The sequence below is a fragment of the Mucilaginibacter aquaedulcis genome (genome assembly GCF_030409325.1).
GTDB classification, from domain to species: Bacteria; Bacteroidota; Bacteroidia; order Sphingobacteriales; family Sphingobacteriaceae; genus Mucilaginibacter; species Mucilaginibacter aquaedulcis.
The window spans coordinates 1,611,856-1,630,935 of sequence record NZ_JAUFPR010000002.1 but is presented as its reverse complement, the minus strand read 5'-3'; the positions used below and the strand labels follow the sequence as shown (position 1 = coordinate 1,630,935).

The 19,080-nt window shown below is 44.5% G+C and carries 13 protein-coding genes; 9 read left to right on the top strand and 4 right to left on the bottom strand.

All coding sequences use genetic code 11. The features are described 5' to 3' along the window. Positions 1–66: 66 nt before the first annotated feature. Positions 67–1,212: a hypothetical protein gene (locus QWZ01_RS11090; RefSeq protein ID WP_290323389.1), complete on the bottom strand. Its 1,146-nt coding sequence runs from the start codon at positions 1,210–1,212 to the stop codon at positions 67–69. Positions 1,213–2,231: 1,019 nt separating this feature from the next. Here QWZ01_RS11090 and QWZ01_RS11085 point away from each other — a divergent pair. The 4 genes from QWZ01_RS11085 (at position 2,232) to QWZ01_RS11070 (ending at position 7,597) form a co-directional block, all read left to right on the top strand. Beyond that, a complete protein-coding gene (locus QWZ01_RS11085; protein WP_290323388.1) occupies positions 2,232–2,678 on the top strand; it encodes a hypothetical protein in 447 nt (148 codons plus the stop codon). After that, positions 2,671–4,245 carry a DGQHR domain-containing protein gene (locus QWZ01_RS11080; protein ID WP_290323387.1) on the top strand — a complete coding sequence of 525 codons (1,575 nt, stop codon included), beginning with the start codon at positions 2,671–2,673 and terminating at the stop codon, positions 4,243–4,245. The genes QWZ01_RS11085 and QWZ01_RS11080 overlap by 8 nt, the downstream gene beginning before the upstream one ends. A gap of 121 nt (positions 4,246–4,366) precedes the next feature. Then, a complete protein-coding gene (locus tag QWZ01_RS11075; protein ID WP_290323386.1) occupies positions 4,367–5,950 on the top strand; it encodes an ATP-binding protein in 1,584 nt (527 codons plus the stop codon). A gap of 237 nt (positions 5,951–6,187) precedes the next feature. Next, positions 6,188–7,597 (top strand): hypothetical protein, encoded by a 1,410-nt coding sequence (locus tag QWZ01_RS11070; protein WP_290323385.1) that lies wholly within the window; start codon positions 6,188–6,190, stop codon positions 7,595–7,597. Positions 7,598–7,859: 262 nt separating this feature from the next. Here QWZ01_RS11070 and QWZ01_RS11065 read toward each other — a convergent pair whose 3' ends face one another. Beyond that, positions 7,860–8,270: a helix-turn-helix domain-containing protein gene (locus tag QWZ01_RS11065; protein WP_290323384.1), complete on the bottom strand. Its 411-nt coding sequence runs from the start codon at positions 8,268–8,270 to the stop codon at positions 7,860–7,862. Positions 8,271–9,117: 847 nt separating this feature from the next. On the opposite strand from QWZ01_RS11065, the gene QWZ01_RS11060 reads away from it, so the two are divergent. From QWZ01_RS11060 to QWZ01_RS11045, 4 genes are all read left to right on the top strand, one after another. Further along, complete coding sequence (locus QWZ01_RS11060) at positions 9,118–9,390, top strand: hypothetical protein (RefSeq protein WP_290323383.1); 273 nt, start codon at positions 9,118–9,120, stop codon at positions 9,388–9,390. A gap of 79 nt (positions 9,391–9,469) precedes the next feature. Then, positions 9,470–10,483 (top strand): TlpA family protein disulfide reductase, encoded by a 1,014-nt coding sequence (locus tag QWZ01_RS11055; protein ID WP_290323382.1) that lies wholly within the window; start codon positions 9,470–9,472, stop codon positions 10,481–10,483. An 18-nt stretch (positions 10,484–10,501) separates the two neighbouring features. Beyond that, positions 10,502–13,717 carry a SusC/RagA family TonB-linked outer membrane protein gene (locus tag QWZ01_RS11050; RefSeq protein WP_290323381.1) on the top strand — a complete coding sequence of 1,072 codons (3,216 nt, stop codon included), beginning with the start codon at positions 10,502–10,504 and terminating at the stop codon, positions 13,715–13,717. A 76-nt stretch (positions 13,718–13,793) separates the two neighbouring features. After that, positions 13,794–15,116 carry a RagB/SusD family nutrient uptake outer membrane protein gene (locus tag QWZ01_RS11045; RefSeq protein WP_290323380.1) on the top strand — a complete coding sequence of 441 codons (1,323 nt, stop codon included), beginning with the start codon at positions 13,794–13,796 and terminating at the stop codon, positions 15,114–15,116. Between the two features lie 50 nt (positions 15,117–15,166). Here the strand turns inward: QWZ01_RS11045 and QWZ01_RS11040 are convergent, their stop codons facing one another. Further along, positions 15,167–15,451 (bottom strand): DUF6520 family protein, encoded by a 285-nt coding sequence (locus QWZ01_RS11040; protein WP_290323379.1) that lies wholly within the window; start codon positions 15,449–15,451, stop codon positions 15,167–15,169. A 107-nt stretch (positions 15,452–15,558) separates the two neighbouring features. Beyond that, a complete protein-coding gene (locus QWZ01_RS11035; protein ID WP_290323378.1) occupies positions 15,559–15,975 on the bottom strand; it encodes a MauE/DoxX family redox-associated membrane protein in 417 nt (138 codons plus the stop codon). An 89-nt stretch (positions 15,976–16,064) separates the two neighbouring features. Here QWZ01_RS11035 and QWZ01_RS11030 point away from each other — a divergent pair, with 89 nt between their 5' ends. Then, positions 16,065–19,079, top strand: coding sequence for a lantibiotic dehydratase (locus QWZ01_RS11030; protein ID WP_290323377.1), 3,015 nt, complete (start codon positions 16,065–16,067; stop codon positions 19,077–19,079). Position 19,080 lies beyond the last annotated feature (1 nt).

The window sequence follows — 19,080 nt, the reverse complement described above, 5'->3', positions numbered from 1 at the left end:
ACTAAATCATTCATTGATTACTGAGTTTCAGGTTGATGATACTCTGCCGATAAAAAAACTATTACACTAATATAACATCACTTTAATGTCGAGGTATTCTTTACCCATCGCAAAACCGGAAAACAACTGTTGCCTGAGAATTTCAGGTCTATCCTTAATCTGGTTTGTCCAGCGTGAAATTTGTTCGTTTGCGGTTAACTGGTTAGTAATTTCTATTGTATTTTCTTTTGCCCGGGTGTAGCTGATTTTTCCCTGAAAAGCGAGGGCGTTTTCAGGGGAGACGGATTTGACATCAAAAGAGATCGTGCCGATATTATTGCCGAGAACCACTTTGGTGACGGTTGCGGTAATATCTTTGTTGATAAATTTAAAGATACCTGTTAGCCTGCTGCTTAAAAGTCTATAATCACTTGCGGAGTCTATCAGCCAAAATAGCTCCTGGAAAAAATTCCCAATCATGGGATATAACCGGTTTACATAATGAATATCATACATTCGAAGTTTGAACCTTTCGCGTTCACTTTCTAACGATAGCAGCTTTTCCGACTGAGCAACAATGTTTTTTATATTCAGAAGTTTGGGATCGTTTTTTGAAAATTCACCGCCATTATGTACGATTTTATTTCTTAAAGACTGAATTTGATGGAGCCCTGTTTCATAATCCTGCTTCAGTTTAATGATCGGAAGCTCGATGACCAGTTCCAAATAATTAAAACAGGTAGTTAAATAATTTGAGTCATTCAGGTGCTCGATACCTACACGTTTTCCATAGGTTACCTGCAGTAACTCACAAAGTTTTCTGAGTTCATTTTCCAGCAATGCATAAAGGCTAACCAGTGCAGCTTTATTGAAATAATCTTTCATTTCCTCAAACTGCTCCTGAAGTACCTGCTGTTCGGTCGCATGGTTTCCGGTCAGATCTTCCAAGCCGGAGATGCGCATGGCGTAATCATGAGCTACGGGATCTTCGGCCGATAATGACTCATATTCCCGCCGGTACGCAGGCGTAAGTTCGGCTTCCTTCTTCCTGAATGCGGTTTCTGCCGCCTCTCGCAACAATTTCTGCTCTTTTTCATAGAGCTCAGTTGTTTTCATCGTATGGGTCGCCTGCATTGATAGGCTGCGCTCTAAACGGCGATAAAAATTACTTAAGGGGTCGGAATCCTCTTCAAGTAAATAGTAATAGATTGTAAATCCGTAATCAATGGACATATCTAAGCATAAATTATTGTTGATCGCCTTTTCAGGGTGGCGTAAACATCCATCAATTTTACAATGTCGGCGCCAAAGTTGTTAAATATCATCGTAGAATAAGTGTGAATACTGTTGAAGCTTTCTCTCATCTTAAACACATATTTTAATTATAATTTCTACACATTTATTATTAAAGTTTTATGTTTCCAACCAAAATAGATATTTGCTTGGAAAGTATCAATGATATTAGTAGATTGAAAAAACTTAAATCTTATTATGATGAAATTCACTGGAGATGGAAAAGACTATCCTGATGATATTGATAGCGGCATAAACTCGATGTTCAATGCCGCTGTTACGGAATAGGTAAAAAGAAATACTAAGAGATATCATATCACAGATTAAATAGCAAGATGGCGTTATATTATTTGATTTAAAAACCAGCCAGCTATCAATGGATTACTTTATTCATGATATAATTAAAAAATGGAAGGACGATTTAAACAAGAGTAGTTATTATACATAAATGTCGTAATTTCTGGCCCGATTGTGATCGCCTATTTTCTTCCATCAGAAAAAGTATGGATTTAGTCTGATTGGACATATCAAGTGCTGAGAATATCCTTCACAAGATTTGTTGAGTGACTATGTAGATTATCTTTTTTTTCAAAGTGATATTAAGTCTAACTGTTGGAAACTATTAGTTGTGCATGATATATAAACTATTAAGTAGCCACTGGATAATAATAATATCTCGTAGTATTTTTAATATTGTTTGATGTAGTATATTAGCAATAAAAAAACCTCATTACCTTAAAGTGAAGAAAATTCAAGATACCCATGCTATTCACACAAAAAAAATATATCTTTTAATATCTGCTGATGATCTCCCGAGTAAAGCGACCTGTGTAATCGTTGAAAAAGTAATCATCATTGGGCTTTACCTTGGAAGAAAAATTTATAACCATAAAATGTCGTTGAATAAGACTTTTCAACATACATTTAAAGCTATTGAAATTTAAACTGTATCCATAAATATGAAATTACAATCGACCTATTTCTGTGTAGCGGTCATTTTTATGGGCTCTATAGGTATCTGGCTTCCCATCGGAATTGAAGCTTTAATTGATAAAAAAGTCACTTTTCACAACGTTCCGCCAAATATTACTACTTATTTCATGAGCATATTATTTGCTGGTTGTATAGATTATTTCTTATCAAAGCTGAGAGATCTAAACGTGAGTGGAATTGCAACTGTTTTTATGAATCTCATCGTATTAATTTTAGTCAGTTTTTTATTAGTTATAGGTGCCGTAATTTTTAGTGTTTTCAAGCAAGATTTGTGGTCTTTTGCGCTGGGAGTTGTTGGTGTTATAATCGCTTACAGAGTTTGGTGGATCGCAAATATCAATAACCCTAACTTCTTTCCAAATCCAATTGGCGCAGTCGGAGGAGATCTTAACAAACCGCTTCAAAATGGATAGTGAAACATACGCGTATTTGGAAATTCCAGCTTTTAAGGTACAACAGCCTTTAGGTGATTTTTTTATTATAAAAATTAGTGCGGAAGACCTATTGTCTATATCGTTTTCCGAACCAATGGAATATAAGGACGAATTTGGTAATGTTAAAGGTAGTCAGCGTCCTAAAGACGAGAAAAGGCTAAAAGAAATTGCCCGATACATTGATTCGGTGGAAATGGCATTTCCAAACTCAATCATTATAGCAGCTAATTACACTCAAAACGGGGTTGTAACAAATGATGATTCAGAACGATGGTATGTTATTGAAGATAAGGATTGTGGTATTCATAGGCTTATAATTCCCAAAAAAGCCAAGCTTGCCGCGGTAATTGATGGACAACATCGTTTGACCGCTTTTGAATACGTCACTAATTCTGAGCGTTATTCCCAATTGCAGTTGATAGTTTCGGTATATTTTGATTTGCCTAATTCATATCAAGCTTTTTTATTCGCAACGATAAACTCCAATCAAAAACGCGTTGATAGAAGTTTGGCGTTGGAGCAGTTTGGGTATAATGTTGGGGAAGAGCCGGAAATTGCGTGGACCCCGGAAAAACTCGCTGTTTTCCTTTCTAGAAAACTTAATATTGACAAAGAAAATAATTCTCCTTTTTATAAGCATATTAGAATCGCTCCAATGAAAGGTGAGAACTTATTTGTTGATGGTGTTGGTAATTCATGGGTTGTCTCAACATCAACTATTGTTGATGGTATCCTTTTACTGCTAAGCGCAAACCCTAAACGAGATAGGATAGATATGCAGCAAAAATCAGTATTTAGTGGACGAAAACGTGAAATGATCAGCAAGACTAAAGATTTTTCGCCACTAAGAATTTTTTTTTTAGCGGGAAAGGATCAAGTTATCTATGATACTGTTTTAAATTACTTTAAAGCCGTAGACACCAGACTATGGCAAAAGGCAAATCAAAAGTCTTATATTTTTAGAACAGTTGGAATTCAGGCTTCTTTTGATATTCTAAAGATTATTTTGAAAACGGAAAATAAGAAAGATCCGGATAAAATCGATTTCAATAAATATTTTGGTTCAATAAATATAGACTTTTCGGATAAATTCTTCCAAGCATCTGGTATTGGCCGAAGCAGAATAAAAAATGCATTAGCCCTGTCGTTAGGACTTAACTCGGTAAACAAAATAAAAAAAACGGACATTCCCTTCTATACCGACTTACTTGCCAATAACAATACAAAAGGTCAAATTGAAAAGTGGCCTTGGGAAGAAGCTGCCGAAGTCGTTGTGATCAATGCCTTAGAGAAAGCACAATGGAATTATCAGAGCAAAACGGTAAATTTATACCTAAACAGCGATTATGCTATTACAAATGTAATAAAGAGTTATGATCGTCTGCTCACTGTTTTAAACGAAATTGCCGAAAGGGAGTTTGTGGAAAATCTGCCAATTGACAATGAGTTTTCACCTCAACAACAAGCAGATTTCGACTCAGAGGACCTAGTTAATAGTTTGCTTGAAGATTATGATGACAATTTAAAACGATTAGGTTGGAGATAGTAGAGGCGACAAAGTGCGGTTCTTTGTTAAAATCTATAATTTAAGCAATTAACAAAATATTAAACTATTCTAAGGCAATATAATTGATGACTAATTTACTTAAACCGTAATAACTTAATGAATGAAGCAAAAAATTAAAGATGTCGAAGCTTCCCCTTCAAAAAGGATTTATCATTCCATAATTGCTGACTACCACTTAGATATTGCGTTGTGCGAACTTATAGATAACGCGCTTGATAACTGGAAATACTCAGGCAAAAAGCAAAAACTAACAGTAAAGATTGATCTTGATTATTCTAGGCAAATAATCCAAATAAGTGACGATAGCGGAGGCTTAAAGGAAGATGAAATTCAATTGATAGTTAGTCCTGGATATAGCAAAAATATTGGTGATGACTTAAGTATTGGTTTTTTTGGTGTAGGTAGTAAAAGAGCTGTTGTTGCGCTCGCTGAGGAAATAAAAATATTTACAAGATTTAAAAAGGAAAAGACTCTCTATGTTGAAATAAATGATTCTTGGATTAGCGATAGCAGTTGGGACGTGGAAGTTTTTCAAGTGGATAATATCGCCGAGAATTCTACTTTAATTGAACTAGTTAAGTTACGTAGTCCATTAGTTGAAGATAATCACGCAGAAGCCGTAAATCATTTAGGCGCAACTTACTCTCAGTTTTTAATCAATGAAGATTTCGAAATTATATTAAATGATCGAACAGTTGATCCTATAACGTTTGAGAGTTGGTCATTTCCCTTGGGCTTCGAACCAACGAACTTTTCCGGCAAAATTGATTTAGGAACAAAGGGTAGTGTTGACGTAAACATTTTGGGTGGCCTTACAAGGTCTGGCGACCCATCTGGTGGTGAATATGGTGCGTATTTCTATTGTAATAGAAGGCTTATTGCACGGGCTTACAAAGGAAGCGAAATAGGATATCGGCAGATTAGAATCGGACAACCTCATCCGTCCGTTTCATTAGCAAGGGCCATTATTAAGATTAATGGGCCCGCTTCATTAATGCCATGGAATAGCAGCAAATCAGACATAAATATTAAGCACCCAACATATATCGCTCTTTTAGAACATATTGATCAGGTATTGTATCATTACTCACAACTTTCTAAAAAGTGGAGTACTGGTGGTGGTTGGGAACAAAATATTTTCAAATACAAAACGGGTGATATTAAAGAAGAAAATGTAGATATAATTACGGCTTCCACACGTATACATCTACCACCCATTCCAAGAGTTGCACAGCATAAGTTCGTAGATATTATTAAAATTCAAAACCGAGAACTTGCTAGAGAAAAACCTTGGGTTAAAGGTCATTATGAGGCCATTATTGCGGTAGATGAATTACCAAAATTAAAGCTAGAACAGAACAACAGAATTAGTTTATTAATATTGGATAGTACCTTGGAAATCGCATTTAAAGATTACCTCGTTAATGAATCACCGAATACAATTTCTGAAACCAGACTATCAGGAATCATGCAAGACCGATCACAGGTGCATACTGAAGTTCGAAAAACAGTTAGAATGACCCGGAAGGTTTGGAAAAGAATTGAATATTACTATAAGCTAAGATCTGAATTAGTTCACAAAAGAGCGAATGTGACAATTTCCAATGATGACCTAAAAATATTTAGAGAGACGGTAGAATATGCCTTAAATAAAATGTTTAAGCTGACTTTCAAAAGCACTTAATCAAATGTAGCCTTTGTAGCTTCATCATTCCAAAATGTCATTTTGGTAACATGTTGTAAAAAGAAATTTGTAAATTTGCTAATGAGGCAAAGGACCTCATTGATCATTTGAGAAGTCAATTCAAGTCAAAATCTTCGATGTATTAGTTTAGCTACGGCATACTTTTATTGCTGGAGGTAGTAGATCAAGAAGTGAAAAATCGAGCCCAAAGATGTTAGCCACTTTGGGCTTTTTTATATGATAATATTTATACAATTTTCGATAACTGATATCAGAGCATTTACCGCAGAAAGCGACCATCTTCTTTCACTTCCTCAATGGCCTTCACCTTTACCGGAAAAAGAATTCGTAAGAGGATCAGGTATCATTTCGGCGCGTACAAAAAAAGGGTTGAATAACTGGATCGGCGAGAATTTTATTTGCAAAATAAAAAAGGGAATTAAGTTTGAGAGGTCATTGATTGTCGAGCCTTTAAATTTCGAATTAAAAAACGTTAGTAAACATTTGTTTTCATCCGAAAAGTTCGTTCTTAATAAATTTGAATTTGCTTTCGCAAGCAAAGGTTATTTAAAACAACAAATAAATTATCAAATGCTAATAAGCTTAATTAGCGATCTTCTTGACGTGCAAGCAACTTTGAGATTTTCAGCATTTGAACGGAAACCTGTGCCAATTAAACAATTAAAAAATTCGCTTAAATTTTTTCATCTTTTTAATTCAACCAAACAATCGCATTTGAAAAGTGATACCAATGGACTATATACCTGTACGCCTCAGGTATATATATACCTGGATGATAATGAGAGATTTATCTATTCAGGAGCACGGTTGCTATTTTCTAATACCAATTTATGGGTTGACAGAAAATTATCAACAACAGTTTTAAAAATTAAAAATATTCCCGTAAGGCTGTGGATTCATGAACGGTTTACAGAAAGCACATTAATAACGCTAAATCGAACTTTAAGGATCACTATTCTAAGGCTACATTCAGAATATGAATGCCTTAAAAATGTATTATTAGGAATTGCTCAGAACAAAATCTTAATAAACCCTTATTCTAAAGAATCAGACAATCTCCAAGCTTATTTAAATACTGCCATAGCAACCATATTAAAAGATGAAAAAAAGGTTGACTCTCAGAGCGACGGTGATTTCATTTACAGTATTAAAAAAGTATTCTTTAACTTTCAGCCAGGAGATTTTGAAATACTAAGAAATAGAATATTAACTTTTAATTTTAGACCACAGGTTTTAGAAAAAACAATTCAATACATAGACAAATCAATAAATATTAAAATGGAAGAGAAGTACAATGTAAGCCATTCTCAAGTTGGAGCGATCGGCTCTAATGCAAAATCCGATAATAACACGTTTCAGCAAATTCAATATAACGTGCCATCGGATATTAATTATGAAGAATTGCAAAAAGGATTATCAAAGCTAAAATCAGCAATGAAAGATGAAGCTCAGACTTCTGACCAATTCTCAGCCCTTCAAAATGTCGCCATGGCTGAAGAACATGCCGCAAAAAAGGACGGTAGCTCAGTCGTGAAATTTCTGAAAGCGGGCGGACAATGGGCAATTGATACTGCGACGAAAGTCGGAATTTCAGTTGTAACGGAATTAATAAAGCATAATATGTAATCAAATACCTATGCCGTAGGTAGATTCTCTTCTGACAGGAGAAGAACTCTTGAATATATTTGCTTCTTTTTAGTCAGAGAATATTTGCATAACTACCGAAATTAAACGAAAGTCAACCCACTAAATAATCTACTTCAAAATGGCATTTGTCGAAGCGAAATTTTAAGCCTAATCGGTAGGTTAGTGATATCGTATTGACAAGTAAGCCAGTCGAGAACTGGCTTATTTGTTTATTAAGGATATATTATCGTTTAATATAATATTATTTTCCCTGTTTTTTTAATTCGGCAAGCTCTTTCTTTAATTCTGCGATTTGCTCTTTAAGATCGTTAATAACAATGCTTCTCTCTTGCAATAAATCATCTTTGGATTTTAAGTGTTCCGAATATAGAATTTTTATGAATTCTATATCGGTTTCGGAATAATCGGAGTTGAATAACTGATTAACTTTCTGATTGTTATACACGTAGTTGTTAACTGTTGAATCAAAAAAGTACTCCGGATCGACTTCGAAAAGCGATGCCAGTTTAACAGCATTATCCCAAGATAATTTAGTTTGGTCAGACTCTAATTTTGAAACGGCAGGTTGAGTTATTTCCAATTTATTGGCAATAACACTTTGATCCCAGCCTCTTTGTTCTCTTAGTAAACGGATTTTTGTTCCAGTTGTCATTTTGTAAAATATAACTTAAAGTTATACGAATATAACCAAGGGTTATTTATTTAATATTTATGTATTCTTATATTTGAAATATACATATGGACAAATATAAACATTTTAGTTAATTGAACGAGTTGGGTGAATTAATACACTCAGCTCTTAAAATATTGTTATTTTTGAAAACTTTTATAGTCTAAAAGACAAAGTTTTTACATGACTCTCGCGAGATGAAAACCGCTAATTTTCCCAGAGCGTGAGATGATAGTTAAAAACATTGTCCCCAACCATATTAATATGGTAACGGGGGCTTTGTTTTCTATCAGCTTACCACGCTCGAGGCTCTTAGCGGTGCCACATCCGCGGTAAGACGAAACATTGCCTCCGTTACTATTTACAGGCCTTTCGTCTTGAATTAAATTTAAGCACAGTTAGCCATGCCTGATCAAGACCCTATTTCACTAATGGTAGCTAACCATAATTTAGCTAGAGCTCGTAACTTCTATGGTAGGAACGACTGTGTTTTTTTATGGCGGGTTTTATGTTTTGCACGAAGGCGCTTGATATCTCCTCGAGCGATAATTAATAACACAATTTGTCGGCTTTGCGCTAACATTGAGTTGAACTCCTTTAATAATATTCCGGTACTTTCTTACCCCCTGCAAAATCCCATTAAGAATATCATACAGAGGCCGACCTAAACGCTGAAAGCGGCAGTCAGGGTTAATAGTTAAAATTTCAGGCTGCCGTTTTTTTTGCTTTCAGTTTTGGTTTATTATTTAATGAAATCCGGTGGTTTTAACTGGAACGGATATCCTATTGTCTTTTTATGGGTTTAGTTATTGATTTAAATGATTTTTCGGTGCGCACGCCGGAACAAATGATCAGGGTATTTTACAGTCTGTTCGACTATGCCAAAGTTAAAGAGGAGTTATGGGAGGTGTTTCGGAATCTGGCGCTTAATGATGAAAAGGGTCTTAACGGGCTGGAGGAATGGGAGGCCAGGACCGCGCTTCTTTTTGACCATCTGATCAACCTGGTTGACGCCGTCGAAAAGCTGCGCCAGGGTGCCACGGATGCCGAAAGGTGTGTAGTTTGTGGTCAGCTGCGGGAGAGGGACAACAAAGGTGCTTAGGTTTATAGTCGGAGGCGGCGATTTCGGGAGCGGATAGCGGGCGATAACAACTTATTTTTTACGATTTAAACTTTTTGAAATGAAGCGATTTTTTTGCTTCCTGGGGATGCTTTGTGCCTTTTTTTGGGCAGGGGCCCAGGAAAAGATAGGGGCCAAGGGCCTGGAGGCGGGCGATCATGTGCCCGATATGGTGCTGCGGGAGCTGATTAATTACCGGGCGGGGGGGACCGCGCGGATCTCTGATTTCAGGGGTAAGCTGCTGATCCTGGATTTCTGGTCTACCTACTGCGGGGGCTGTATCCATGCGATGCCGCAGCTGGATTCCGTACAGAGACTATATAAGGATAAGGTGGTCATTTTGCCGGTATCTTTTCAGCCGCGTGAGCTGGTGGCTGCCTTTTGGAAGCATAATCCCATGCTCAGGGGGCTGGACCTGCCATCGGTGGTGGGGGATCAGGAACTGCAGCGGCTGTTTCCGCACCGCTTGCTGCCGCATGATGTCTGGATCGATGGGAACGGCCTGGTGCTGGGTGCTACGGAGGCTGCGGAGATCGATGTGCCGCAGATCGACGCGGTACTGGCGGGGAAGCCTTTGCCGGCGAGGGAGAAAAGAGATGTGATGAATTATGACCGGCAGCGTCCGCTGCTGGTGGGTAATAACGGGGGCAGGGAGGATGCTTTCCGCTACCGCTCGGTCATTACGGGGTACCTTGAAGGGCTGCCGGGCAGCCTGCAGGCGGTGACGGATACGGTGAAGCGGGAGATCAGGGTAAGGGCCACTAACGTGGTGCCCCGGGCGCTCTACGCGCTGGTGTATAAGGAGCTGGAGACGCTTGCGGATTCGGCGATCACCGGTGACCGGAAGGAACTGATCCGTTACAAAGCCGGAAAGAAGGGGGTACAGGATACCTCCCGGAAGTATTGCTACGAGCTGATCCTGCCGGGGCTTTCGGCGAAGCTGGCCCGGCGAAGTATTAAGGAGGACCTGGACCGTTTTTTTGGGGTAGTGACCCATTGGGATCCGGTCAGGAAGGTATTTACCGTGGACAGGCTTGATGAGAGTTACGATGCGGAGCACCATTTTTATTTATAGTTTTTTAATAACCTGAACATGAGACTTTTTTATATATTATTTTTTGTACCTGCGCTGTGGTTTAGCGGCGCTGTTTATGGCGCGCCGGTGCCGGCCGCTGTTTCCGGGATAGTGACGGATATCAGGGGCCAGCCGCTGAAGGACGTGGAGGTGCGTATCCGGGGCAGAGAAGCGGTGGTGTTTACGGGGAGCGACGGTCACTTTAAAATGGACGCTTTACCGGCTGACACGCTGGAGTTCCGCAGACCGGGGCTGGCGGTCGCGATCGCTGTTGTGGGCAGTAATACTTTTTTTAAGATCACGATGCGCCCGGATGTGCAGCAGCTGCAGGAGGTGAGCGTGGTGTCCACGGGATACCAGACGCTGCGCAGGGAAAGCGCGACGGGCAGCTTTGAAAAGGTGGGGAACAGCCTGTATAACCGCTCGGTGGGTACGGATGTGCTGAGCCGCCTGGACGGGGTGACCGATATCCTGTTCGACCGCAGGGTGGGCCAGCAGAACACGCCGGTGATCCGGGGTAAGAGCACGCTCTTCGGTAACGCGGCACCGCTCATCGTTGTCGATAACTTTCCCTACAACGGCGATATCAATAACATCAACCCGAATGACGTGGAGAGCGTGACGATCCTGAAAGATGCGGCAGCAGCCTCGATCTGGGGTGTCCGGGCGGGTAACGGGGTGATCGTGATCACCACGAAGAAAGGAGGCAGGAACAAACCGCTTTCGGTCAGCTTTAACGCGAACGTGACGGTAGCGGAGAAGCCCGACGTATTCTACCAGCCGCGGATGTCCTCCGCTGATTTTGTGGACGTGGAGAAAATGCTTTTCGGCCAGGGTTTTTACACGGACTACGAAAATTCGTTTTCGCACCTGTCGCTCTCCCCGGTGGTGGAGCTGCTGATCGCGCAGCGGGACGGGAAGGTAACGGCGGACGCGGCCGGCAGCCAGATCGCTGCGCTGGCGCAGCAGGATGTGCGGAAGGACCTGCAGCGTTACTGGTACGGCAGGGCGGTCAATCAGCAGTACGCGCTGAACATCAAAGGGGGCTCGGAAAAAAGCACCTACCTGTTCTCCGCGGGATATGACCGTAACCTTACTGCATTGGATGGCGGCTTCCAGCGGTTGAACCTGCGTTCGGATAATAGTTTCTACCTGCTGAAAAATTTACAGCTGGATATCGGGACCTATATCACCCACAGCAGGAATAAAGCGGGTCGCCAGGACGCGGGGAGCCTGGTGAGCCAGGACGGGAGACAACTGTATCCGTACGCGAGCCTGGCGGACGGCGGGGGAAACGCGTTGCCGGTTAACCTCGACTACCGGGCATCTTTTATCGAAAGTTCGCAGGCCGCAGGCTTCCAGGACTGGAGTTACCGCCCGCTGAGTGATTATAAAAATATAGATAGCCACAGCAACCAGCTGGACCTGCTGCTGAATACGGCGGCGAAGTATACGATCATTCCCGGCTTGCAGGCGGAGTTTCGCTACCAGCTGGAGTCTGCGCAGACGCAGGGTACGCTGTTATACGGGGCAAACAGCTATTATGCGCGCAACGTGATCAACCAGTACACCCAAACCAATGCTGACGGTACGCTGAGCCTGCCGGTACCGCTGGGTGGCATCATGAACACCTCGGATACACGCTTGCTGTCCAATTCCATCCGTGCGCAGCTGAATTATAATGGCAGCTGGGGGCGGCACCAGTTGTCCGCGTTGGCGGGTTATGAATACCGCAATGTGCGGACGGAGAACCGGGCCGGGCGGGATTATGGCTACAACGCGGACACCGAATCCGGGCTTCCGGTGGATTATGTGACCAGTTTTCCATTGTCCAACTATGGTTATTTTTTTAATGCCCAGATCCCTTATCAGAACAATTACCAGACCGACCGGATCTATAACCTGTCCTACTTTACGAATGCGGCCTATACCTTTGACAAGCGGTACAGCCTGTCTGCCAGTGCCCGCAAGGACGAGTCGAACTTATTCGGGGTGAATGCCAACCAGAAGGGCGTGCCGCTCTATTCCTTTGGCGGTGCCTGGACGGCGTCCAATGAAAGCTTTTTTCATGCAGGCTGGCTGCCGTTGCTGAAGCTGCGCGCGAGTTATGGCTACAGCGGCAACGTGGATAATACGCTGTCGGCACAAAGCACGATTTCCTATGGCGGGCAGGACCCGGTAAGTAAACAGCGGTACGCCTTTATCAATAACCCGCCCAACCCGGACCTGGGCTGGGAAAAGACGAGGATCGTTAACCTCGGGCTGGATTTTACATTGTTTAAAGATGCGCTTTCGGGTTCGGTCGATTATTATACCAAAAAAAGTACGGACCTGATCGGTTTCAGCCCGGTTGATCAAACGACCGGGGTGCTGAACCCGGCCACGCTGCTGTTCCAGTATAAGGGCAACGTAGCGGAAATGAAGGGGCATGGCCTGGAGGTCAACCTGCATGCCGCCGTGCTGCGGGGGCGCTTTAACTGGCAGACTGACCTTTTGTTGAACTACGCGGAGAGTAAAGTGACCAGATACTACCAGAGCGGCGACTCCGGCTTGCCTTATGTGGGCGACGGTCTGCTGGTCTCCCCGCTCGTGGGGAAGGCGCCGTTTGCGGTCCTGACCTATAAATGGGCTGGACTGGACGGACAAACCGGTGACCCGCAGGGCTACGTGAACGGCCAGATCAGCAAGGACTATAACGCCATACTGAGCGGTACTAAAGTCGGGGACCTGCAGTACAGCGGCTCTGCCGTTCCGCAGGTTTACGGCAGCCTGCGCAATACGTTTTCCTATAAGCATGTTTCGCTCTCCGCCCTGATCAGCTACAAGTTCGGCTATTATTTTTTACGGCGCGGGATCGCCTACAGCGCGCTGTTCGGCAGCAATGATACCGAAAGCGGGGATTATGCGCGGCGCTGGCAGAAGCCGGGTGACGAGCAGCATACCAGCGTTCCCTCGCTTATTTATCCAGCTGACAGCCAGCGTGACCAGTTCTATGATGAATCCTCCGTCAACGTGGAGAAGGGCGATAATATCAGGCTGCAGGATCTGCGCCTGGCCTGGGATGCAGACCGGGTGGGAATTAAGAAAATGCCTTTCAGGCATATCCAGGTGTTCCTGTATGCCACGAATCTCGGCCTGATCTGGAAGGCTACCAAAACGACACTGGATCCGGATTATCCATATTCCATGAAACCACCCAAAACACTGGCACTGGGTTTTAGCGGTAACTTTTAAACAATCAAACAGCAAAACAATGAAAGCGAAGAGTTTACTCCATATATATACCTGTGACATCAGGAGACTTTTGATCATGACCGGTCTTGTACTCTTTTTCGCGGGGTGTAAGCGAGAGCTGGACATCAAACCCTCGTCGAGTCTGCAGGTGCCTTCCTCCGTGGCCGATTTCCAGGCGATGATGGACAATACCGGCAAGTTCAATGTGTTGGGGCCCTTTGCGGGCACGTTAGCGGCCGACGACGGTTTTGTGACGGACGCGACCTGGAACGCGGCGCACCTCACCGCGAGAAATGCCTATATCTGGGATCGTAACCTGTTTAATGATAATGTCTTAAATGACTGGTCTTATGCTTATGCCGGTATTTTTACGGCCAACGTAGTGCTGGAAGGAATAACCAAATACGGTACAAACGGTGCGGATTGGGCAAGTATCAAGGGACAGGCGATGTTTTTCCGGGGATACGATTATTTGCAGCTTGCCCAGGAATTCTGCAAGGCCTATGACGAGCAGACCGCGGGTAGCGATGCCGGACTGGTGCTCCGGGCATCTTCCGACCTGAATATTAAATCCGTCAGGTCCACGGTCAGCCAGACCTATCAGCAGATCATCAGTGACCTGAACACGGCGGTTAACCTGTTGCCCGTCAATGTGATCACTAAAACAAGGCCGGGTAAGGCAGCCGCTTACGCGGCGCTGTCAAGAACTTATTTAGCCATGCGGGCCTACGACAAAGCCGGGTTATACGCGGACTCCTGCTTACAATTAGGTGCCTCTTTGCTGGATTACAACCAGGTTGCGGGCATCGCCGCGATCTCTTTCCAGCGCTTTAATAACGAGGTTATCATACATACCACGATGACCCCCGACGCGATACTCACCGGTACACGCTACCTGGTCGATACGAGCTTTTATGCGTCCTATGCGCCGGAGGATCTGCGCAGGATCTTGTTTTTCGTGCCGCTCAGGGGCAGTACCTACCTGAACTTCAGGGGAAGTTATGACGGAACCACCAGCAGGCTTTTTTATGGCCCGACAACGGCTGAAATGTACCTGGTCAGGGCGGAGTGTAATGTTCGCGCGGGCAGGATAAACCAGGCGCTGGATGACCTGAATGCCCTCAGGCAGAAACGATACAAGACGGTGAGCTACCAGCCATTGGCCAGTGCCGACGCCGGCGTGGTCTTAGGCTGGGTACTAACAGAAAGGAGGAAGGAAATGGTCTTTCGGGGACAGCGCTGGTCTGACCTCCGGCGCCTGAATAAGGAACCGTCGCTGGCGAAGACTTTGGTTAAAATAGTTAACGGGAAGCGCTATGAACTGCCGCCGGGGGACCCCAGGTATGTTTTACCGATCCCACAGGCAGTGATCAATGACACGGGTATTCCGCAGAATTAAAAAGGGAAGGCCCCGGCGGGGGCCTTCCTCAGGAAACCAAAGAACGGGAATTAGTTTTCCTGCTCTATTTTGCTGACATGAGCCAGGTCAGGCTGATTGGGGTTGGTGGCACTGGGAAGTGCTTCCACCGCGCAGCGGTCTGCCGAACCAATACAACCCGGATCTGCGGGCGTCAGCGTGTACTGGCTTGGATCATTGATCTGGGACGGGGTACCGGTAAAAAGGTACCATTGCGCAGCAAACGGTTTGGCGGCATGAGCCGGTTTGGTGGCGAATGCGCCGCCGATGCCTAAAACGAAGGCAAGTGCGATGAACGCTGATTTTGATGTTTTCATCGTGTCTGAACGCTTGTTTTGCTAAAAAGCGAACGAAAAACTTTAGGTGAGAAATAGGCCTACTCTGTTCACAGGTTTTCGGCTTCCCCTGTTGGTTTAAGTTGAGGTCAGTTATGGTTGGGTGTTGGTTCAAGCAGCAAAGCAGTTACGGCTATCGCAGCGAATCCAAGGTTAAGGATCAGGTGCGCGCTCCAGGGCGTATGGGTCAGGATGCCGCCGCAGGGGCAGGGTACCTTGGCCCAGTAATGCAGGATCGCCAGGGTGATGTAGACGGAAAATATTAGCAGCATCAGTGCCGAAAGTACCAGGCCGGTGCGCCGGGTACGGGTAAAAGCCAGCAGGATGGCTGTTAACAGCTCGGTCAGGGGAATCGCGTGGACCAGGATGTCGGATAACCAGTGTGGAAAGGGCTGCTTGTAAAGTTGCACACGGAACGCTTCCGGGGGCATCATTTTACTGGAAGCGGCATAGATGAACAACAGGATAAGCAAAGATGGGGCGGCAGTTTTGATGATGTTTTTCATATCGGTTACGATTGCTGAAACAAAGTACGACCAGCCGCAAATATCAAAACAGTTGGAAAAGGGTAGTATACCCCATGATTTTAATTTAAATGGTTGATATTGAGGATTATATTTTTTTACCGGAGGTCTTTTTAAGGGCGTCGTTTTATAGTTTCGCCCGTTATGACTTCGCCAGGCTGGCGGCCGTCCTCAGTGAGCAAATATTCCGTAATGCGATTTTTTTAGCCAGCCCTGAATTTTACCGGCAACTGGAGGCCCGGGGATTTGACTGGGAGCAATTGACGGACAGGGAACGGCATACTTTATATAAATATTATAACCGGATGTGTTTTCGTCCGACACCTTTTGGCAGTTTTGCCTCTTTTACCATAGCCAAATGGGCGGATAGTGATATAGTGTGCCTGCAGGACGATGAGCATTCCAATTTGTATCTCCAACCCAGCAACGAATTTTCAGATGCCGGAAATATCAAACAGCTCCGCCAGGATCAGGACAGGATACTGGTCGCCAACCCAACCCTCTATCGTTTTGGCCGGGAATTCCGGCTGATCAGGTCAACGCCGGACGACAAAGGGAAATATCGATTTGACGTAGTGAGCCTGGAAGCGGAACTATTTTACGTCCGAATTGTTGCTCTTTTCAAAAAAAAGCGGTTGTCTGCCCGGGATCTGTGTTCATGGATCGAAAAATTTTTCGGTTGTTCGGAAACGGAAGCGACAGAACATATCGGTTTTTTACTGGAAGCGCAATTGATACTGGGGCCGGAAACCCTGCAGATCATGGATCATCACGCTGGTCGACGTCACCTTTTAAGCGGAGATCAACTACTATGGAGCCAACTGGAAAAAAGATCCCCGGGTCGAATAGGATCCCTTGCGGGATGGGCCTCATTGCTGAAGAAAGCAGATCACGCTCGCGAACCGTTGCCGGTGCAGCCCTTTTATGCGGCATTGGAAAGACCCCTTAAGAGTGGTGGTGCGGATACAGGTGACCAGCAAGCGCTGCGGGAGGCTTTAAAGGTGCTACGGAAACTGGCGCTTCCTGTAAAGCAAACAGCCTTAAAAACATTCATCAGGGCTTTCAGGGATCGTTTCGACCGTCGGAAGGTTCCGCTGCTGGAGGCATTGGATCCGGACTCGGGTATCAACTACGGCGACCTGATGGGCGGGTTTACGGAGAGCCATGCGCTCAATGGTATTCGGTTTCCTGAAAAAACAGAAGGAGAGGCCGCCCTCCGGTGGACAGCAGTGCACCAGTTACTGTTTCAGGTCTGGAAGGGTGGGACAAAGGAGCATTATGCGCCGCTGGAGTTGACGCCGGAACACTTAGCGGGGTTAGCTGATCCCGGTTATGCCGCTGATATGCCGCCCACGCTGGCTATCATGTACCGTAAGAGCGAAGAGTTTCTGATCGTGGAAAATGCCGGCGGGGCCTCCGGGACCTCACTGATCGGTCGTTTTTCCCTGTTTGGCGATGATGCCTGGGAATTCGCCAAAAGTCTGGCCGCAAAAGAGCAGGAATATCACCCTGACATCGCATTTGCAGATATCCTGCAGCTTTCGGATCTCCACACGGATAACATTAACAGGCGCCGGAAGATTTATCCTTACGGTATTCCCGTCAATACCTATCCCGGTGCCTGGGATGATTCACAATTAAACCTGAACGACCTTTATCTGTCGGTCATAGAGGAAGAACTGGTGCTGGAATCAGTGCGGCTTCGGAAGCGGGTAATACCGCGCCTTGCCACCGCTTATAACTTTCAGCATAACCCGCTGGGGATTTTTCGCCTGCTTTGCGATCTGCAATACCAGGGCCTGCATGCCGCATTGTCTCTCGATTTGGAACAGTTTTTTCCGGGAATGGATTTCTACCCGCGGGTCTGCGCGGGCCATGTTATTTTGTCAAACGCCAGGTGGAAGTTTACCCGCGCCGCACTACAATCATTAGAGGATGACGGTCAGGGAGATATATCAGCCAGGTTCCGCGCGTTTCGGAAAAAATATCAGCTGCCGCAAAGGATAAGCGTGGGAGCCGGTGATCAGCAACTGGTTTTCGACTTGCTGGACAGGCGGGAATGTGAATTTCTTCTCCGGCAGATCGCCGGCTCAAAAACACTCACTGTTCAGGAATATCTTTTACCGGACCGGTCCGTTAGGACCGGAAATAAGCCCGTAGCCGGTCAGATGATCGCATTTTTAAGTCATTCCAGGACCATCTACAACAGTTTAAAAGGCAGGAATACAGCAAAGAAAGGAACTAAAATCCCGCGTTATTTCTTTCCGGGTGACGAATGGCTGTATGTTAAGCTGTTCTGCACACCGGAATCTTCGGACCAGCTCCTTTCGGGTTTGATCCGCGAGTTTTTACATAAAAATAAAGGAGGTATCAACCAATGGTTCTTTATACGGTATCAGGAAAACGGCTACCACCTCCGTTTAAGGTTCATGGTCGAAGACGGACATGCCGGGTCTTTACTTATAAATTTAAAAAATGAACTCAGGCAGGGGACTTACCGGGAGCTGGTCAAAGCGTTTCAGGTGGACTCTTATCATCGCGAGCTGGAACGTTATGGCACCGATCTGATCGGGCAGGTAGAGCGCTATTTTGAGGCGAGCAGTAATCTGGTGCTTGAATTAGGCACGGGAAATGAAGGTGTCCCGCTGTCGGAGTTCCAGGCTGCTTTTTGGGTGACCTATCACCTGCTTGTTGTTTTTCTGCCCGTGGAATCGGAGCGTAGCGGATTTTTAAGCCAGGTCACAACCGGCTTTTTTTCCGAATTTGGAGGAGCTAAGTTGCTCAAAGTAGATATGGACGCCAGGTTCCGGGTATTAAGAACGGATCTGGTTGCTGCAATGGAGCTGCCCGGCAGTTCTGTCGGTTTGAATCAAGCGTGCATTCAGGAGCTGGAGAAGCTGTTAACCGTCGCCAGGATCATCACCAACGCCGCCGAGGCAAAAACGAGTATCGAAAAAACGGGTTTATTCGCTGACCTGATCCATATGCACCTCAACCGCGCTTTCCGTGATCACCCGCGGGAGCAGGAGTTTCTGGTATATCATTGCCTTCAGAAGCACCTGATTTCGGAAAGAGCGAGAAAATGAG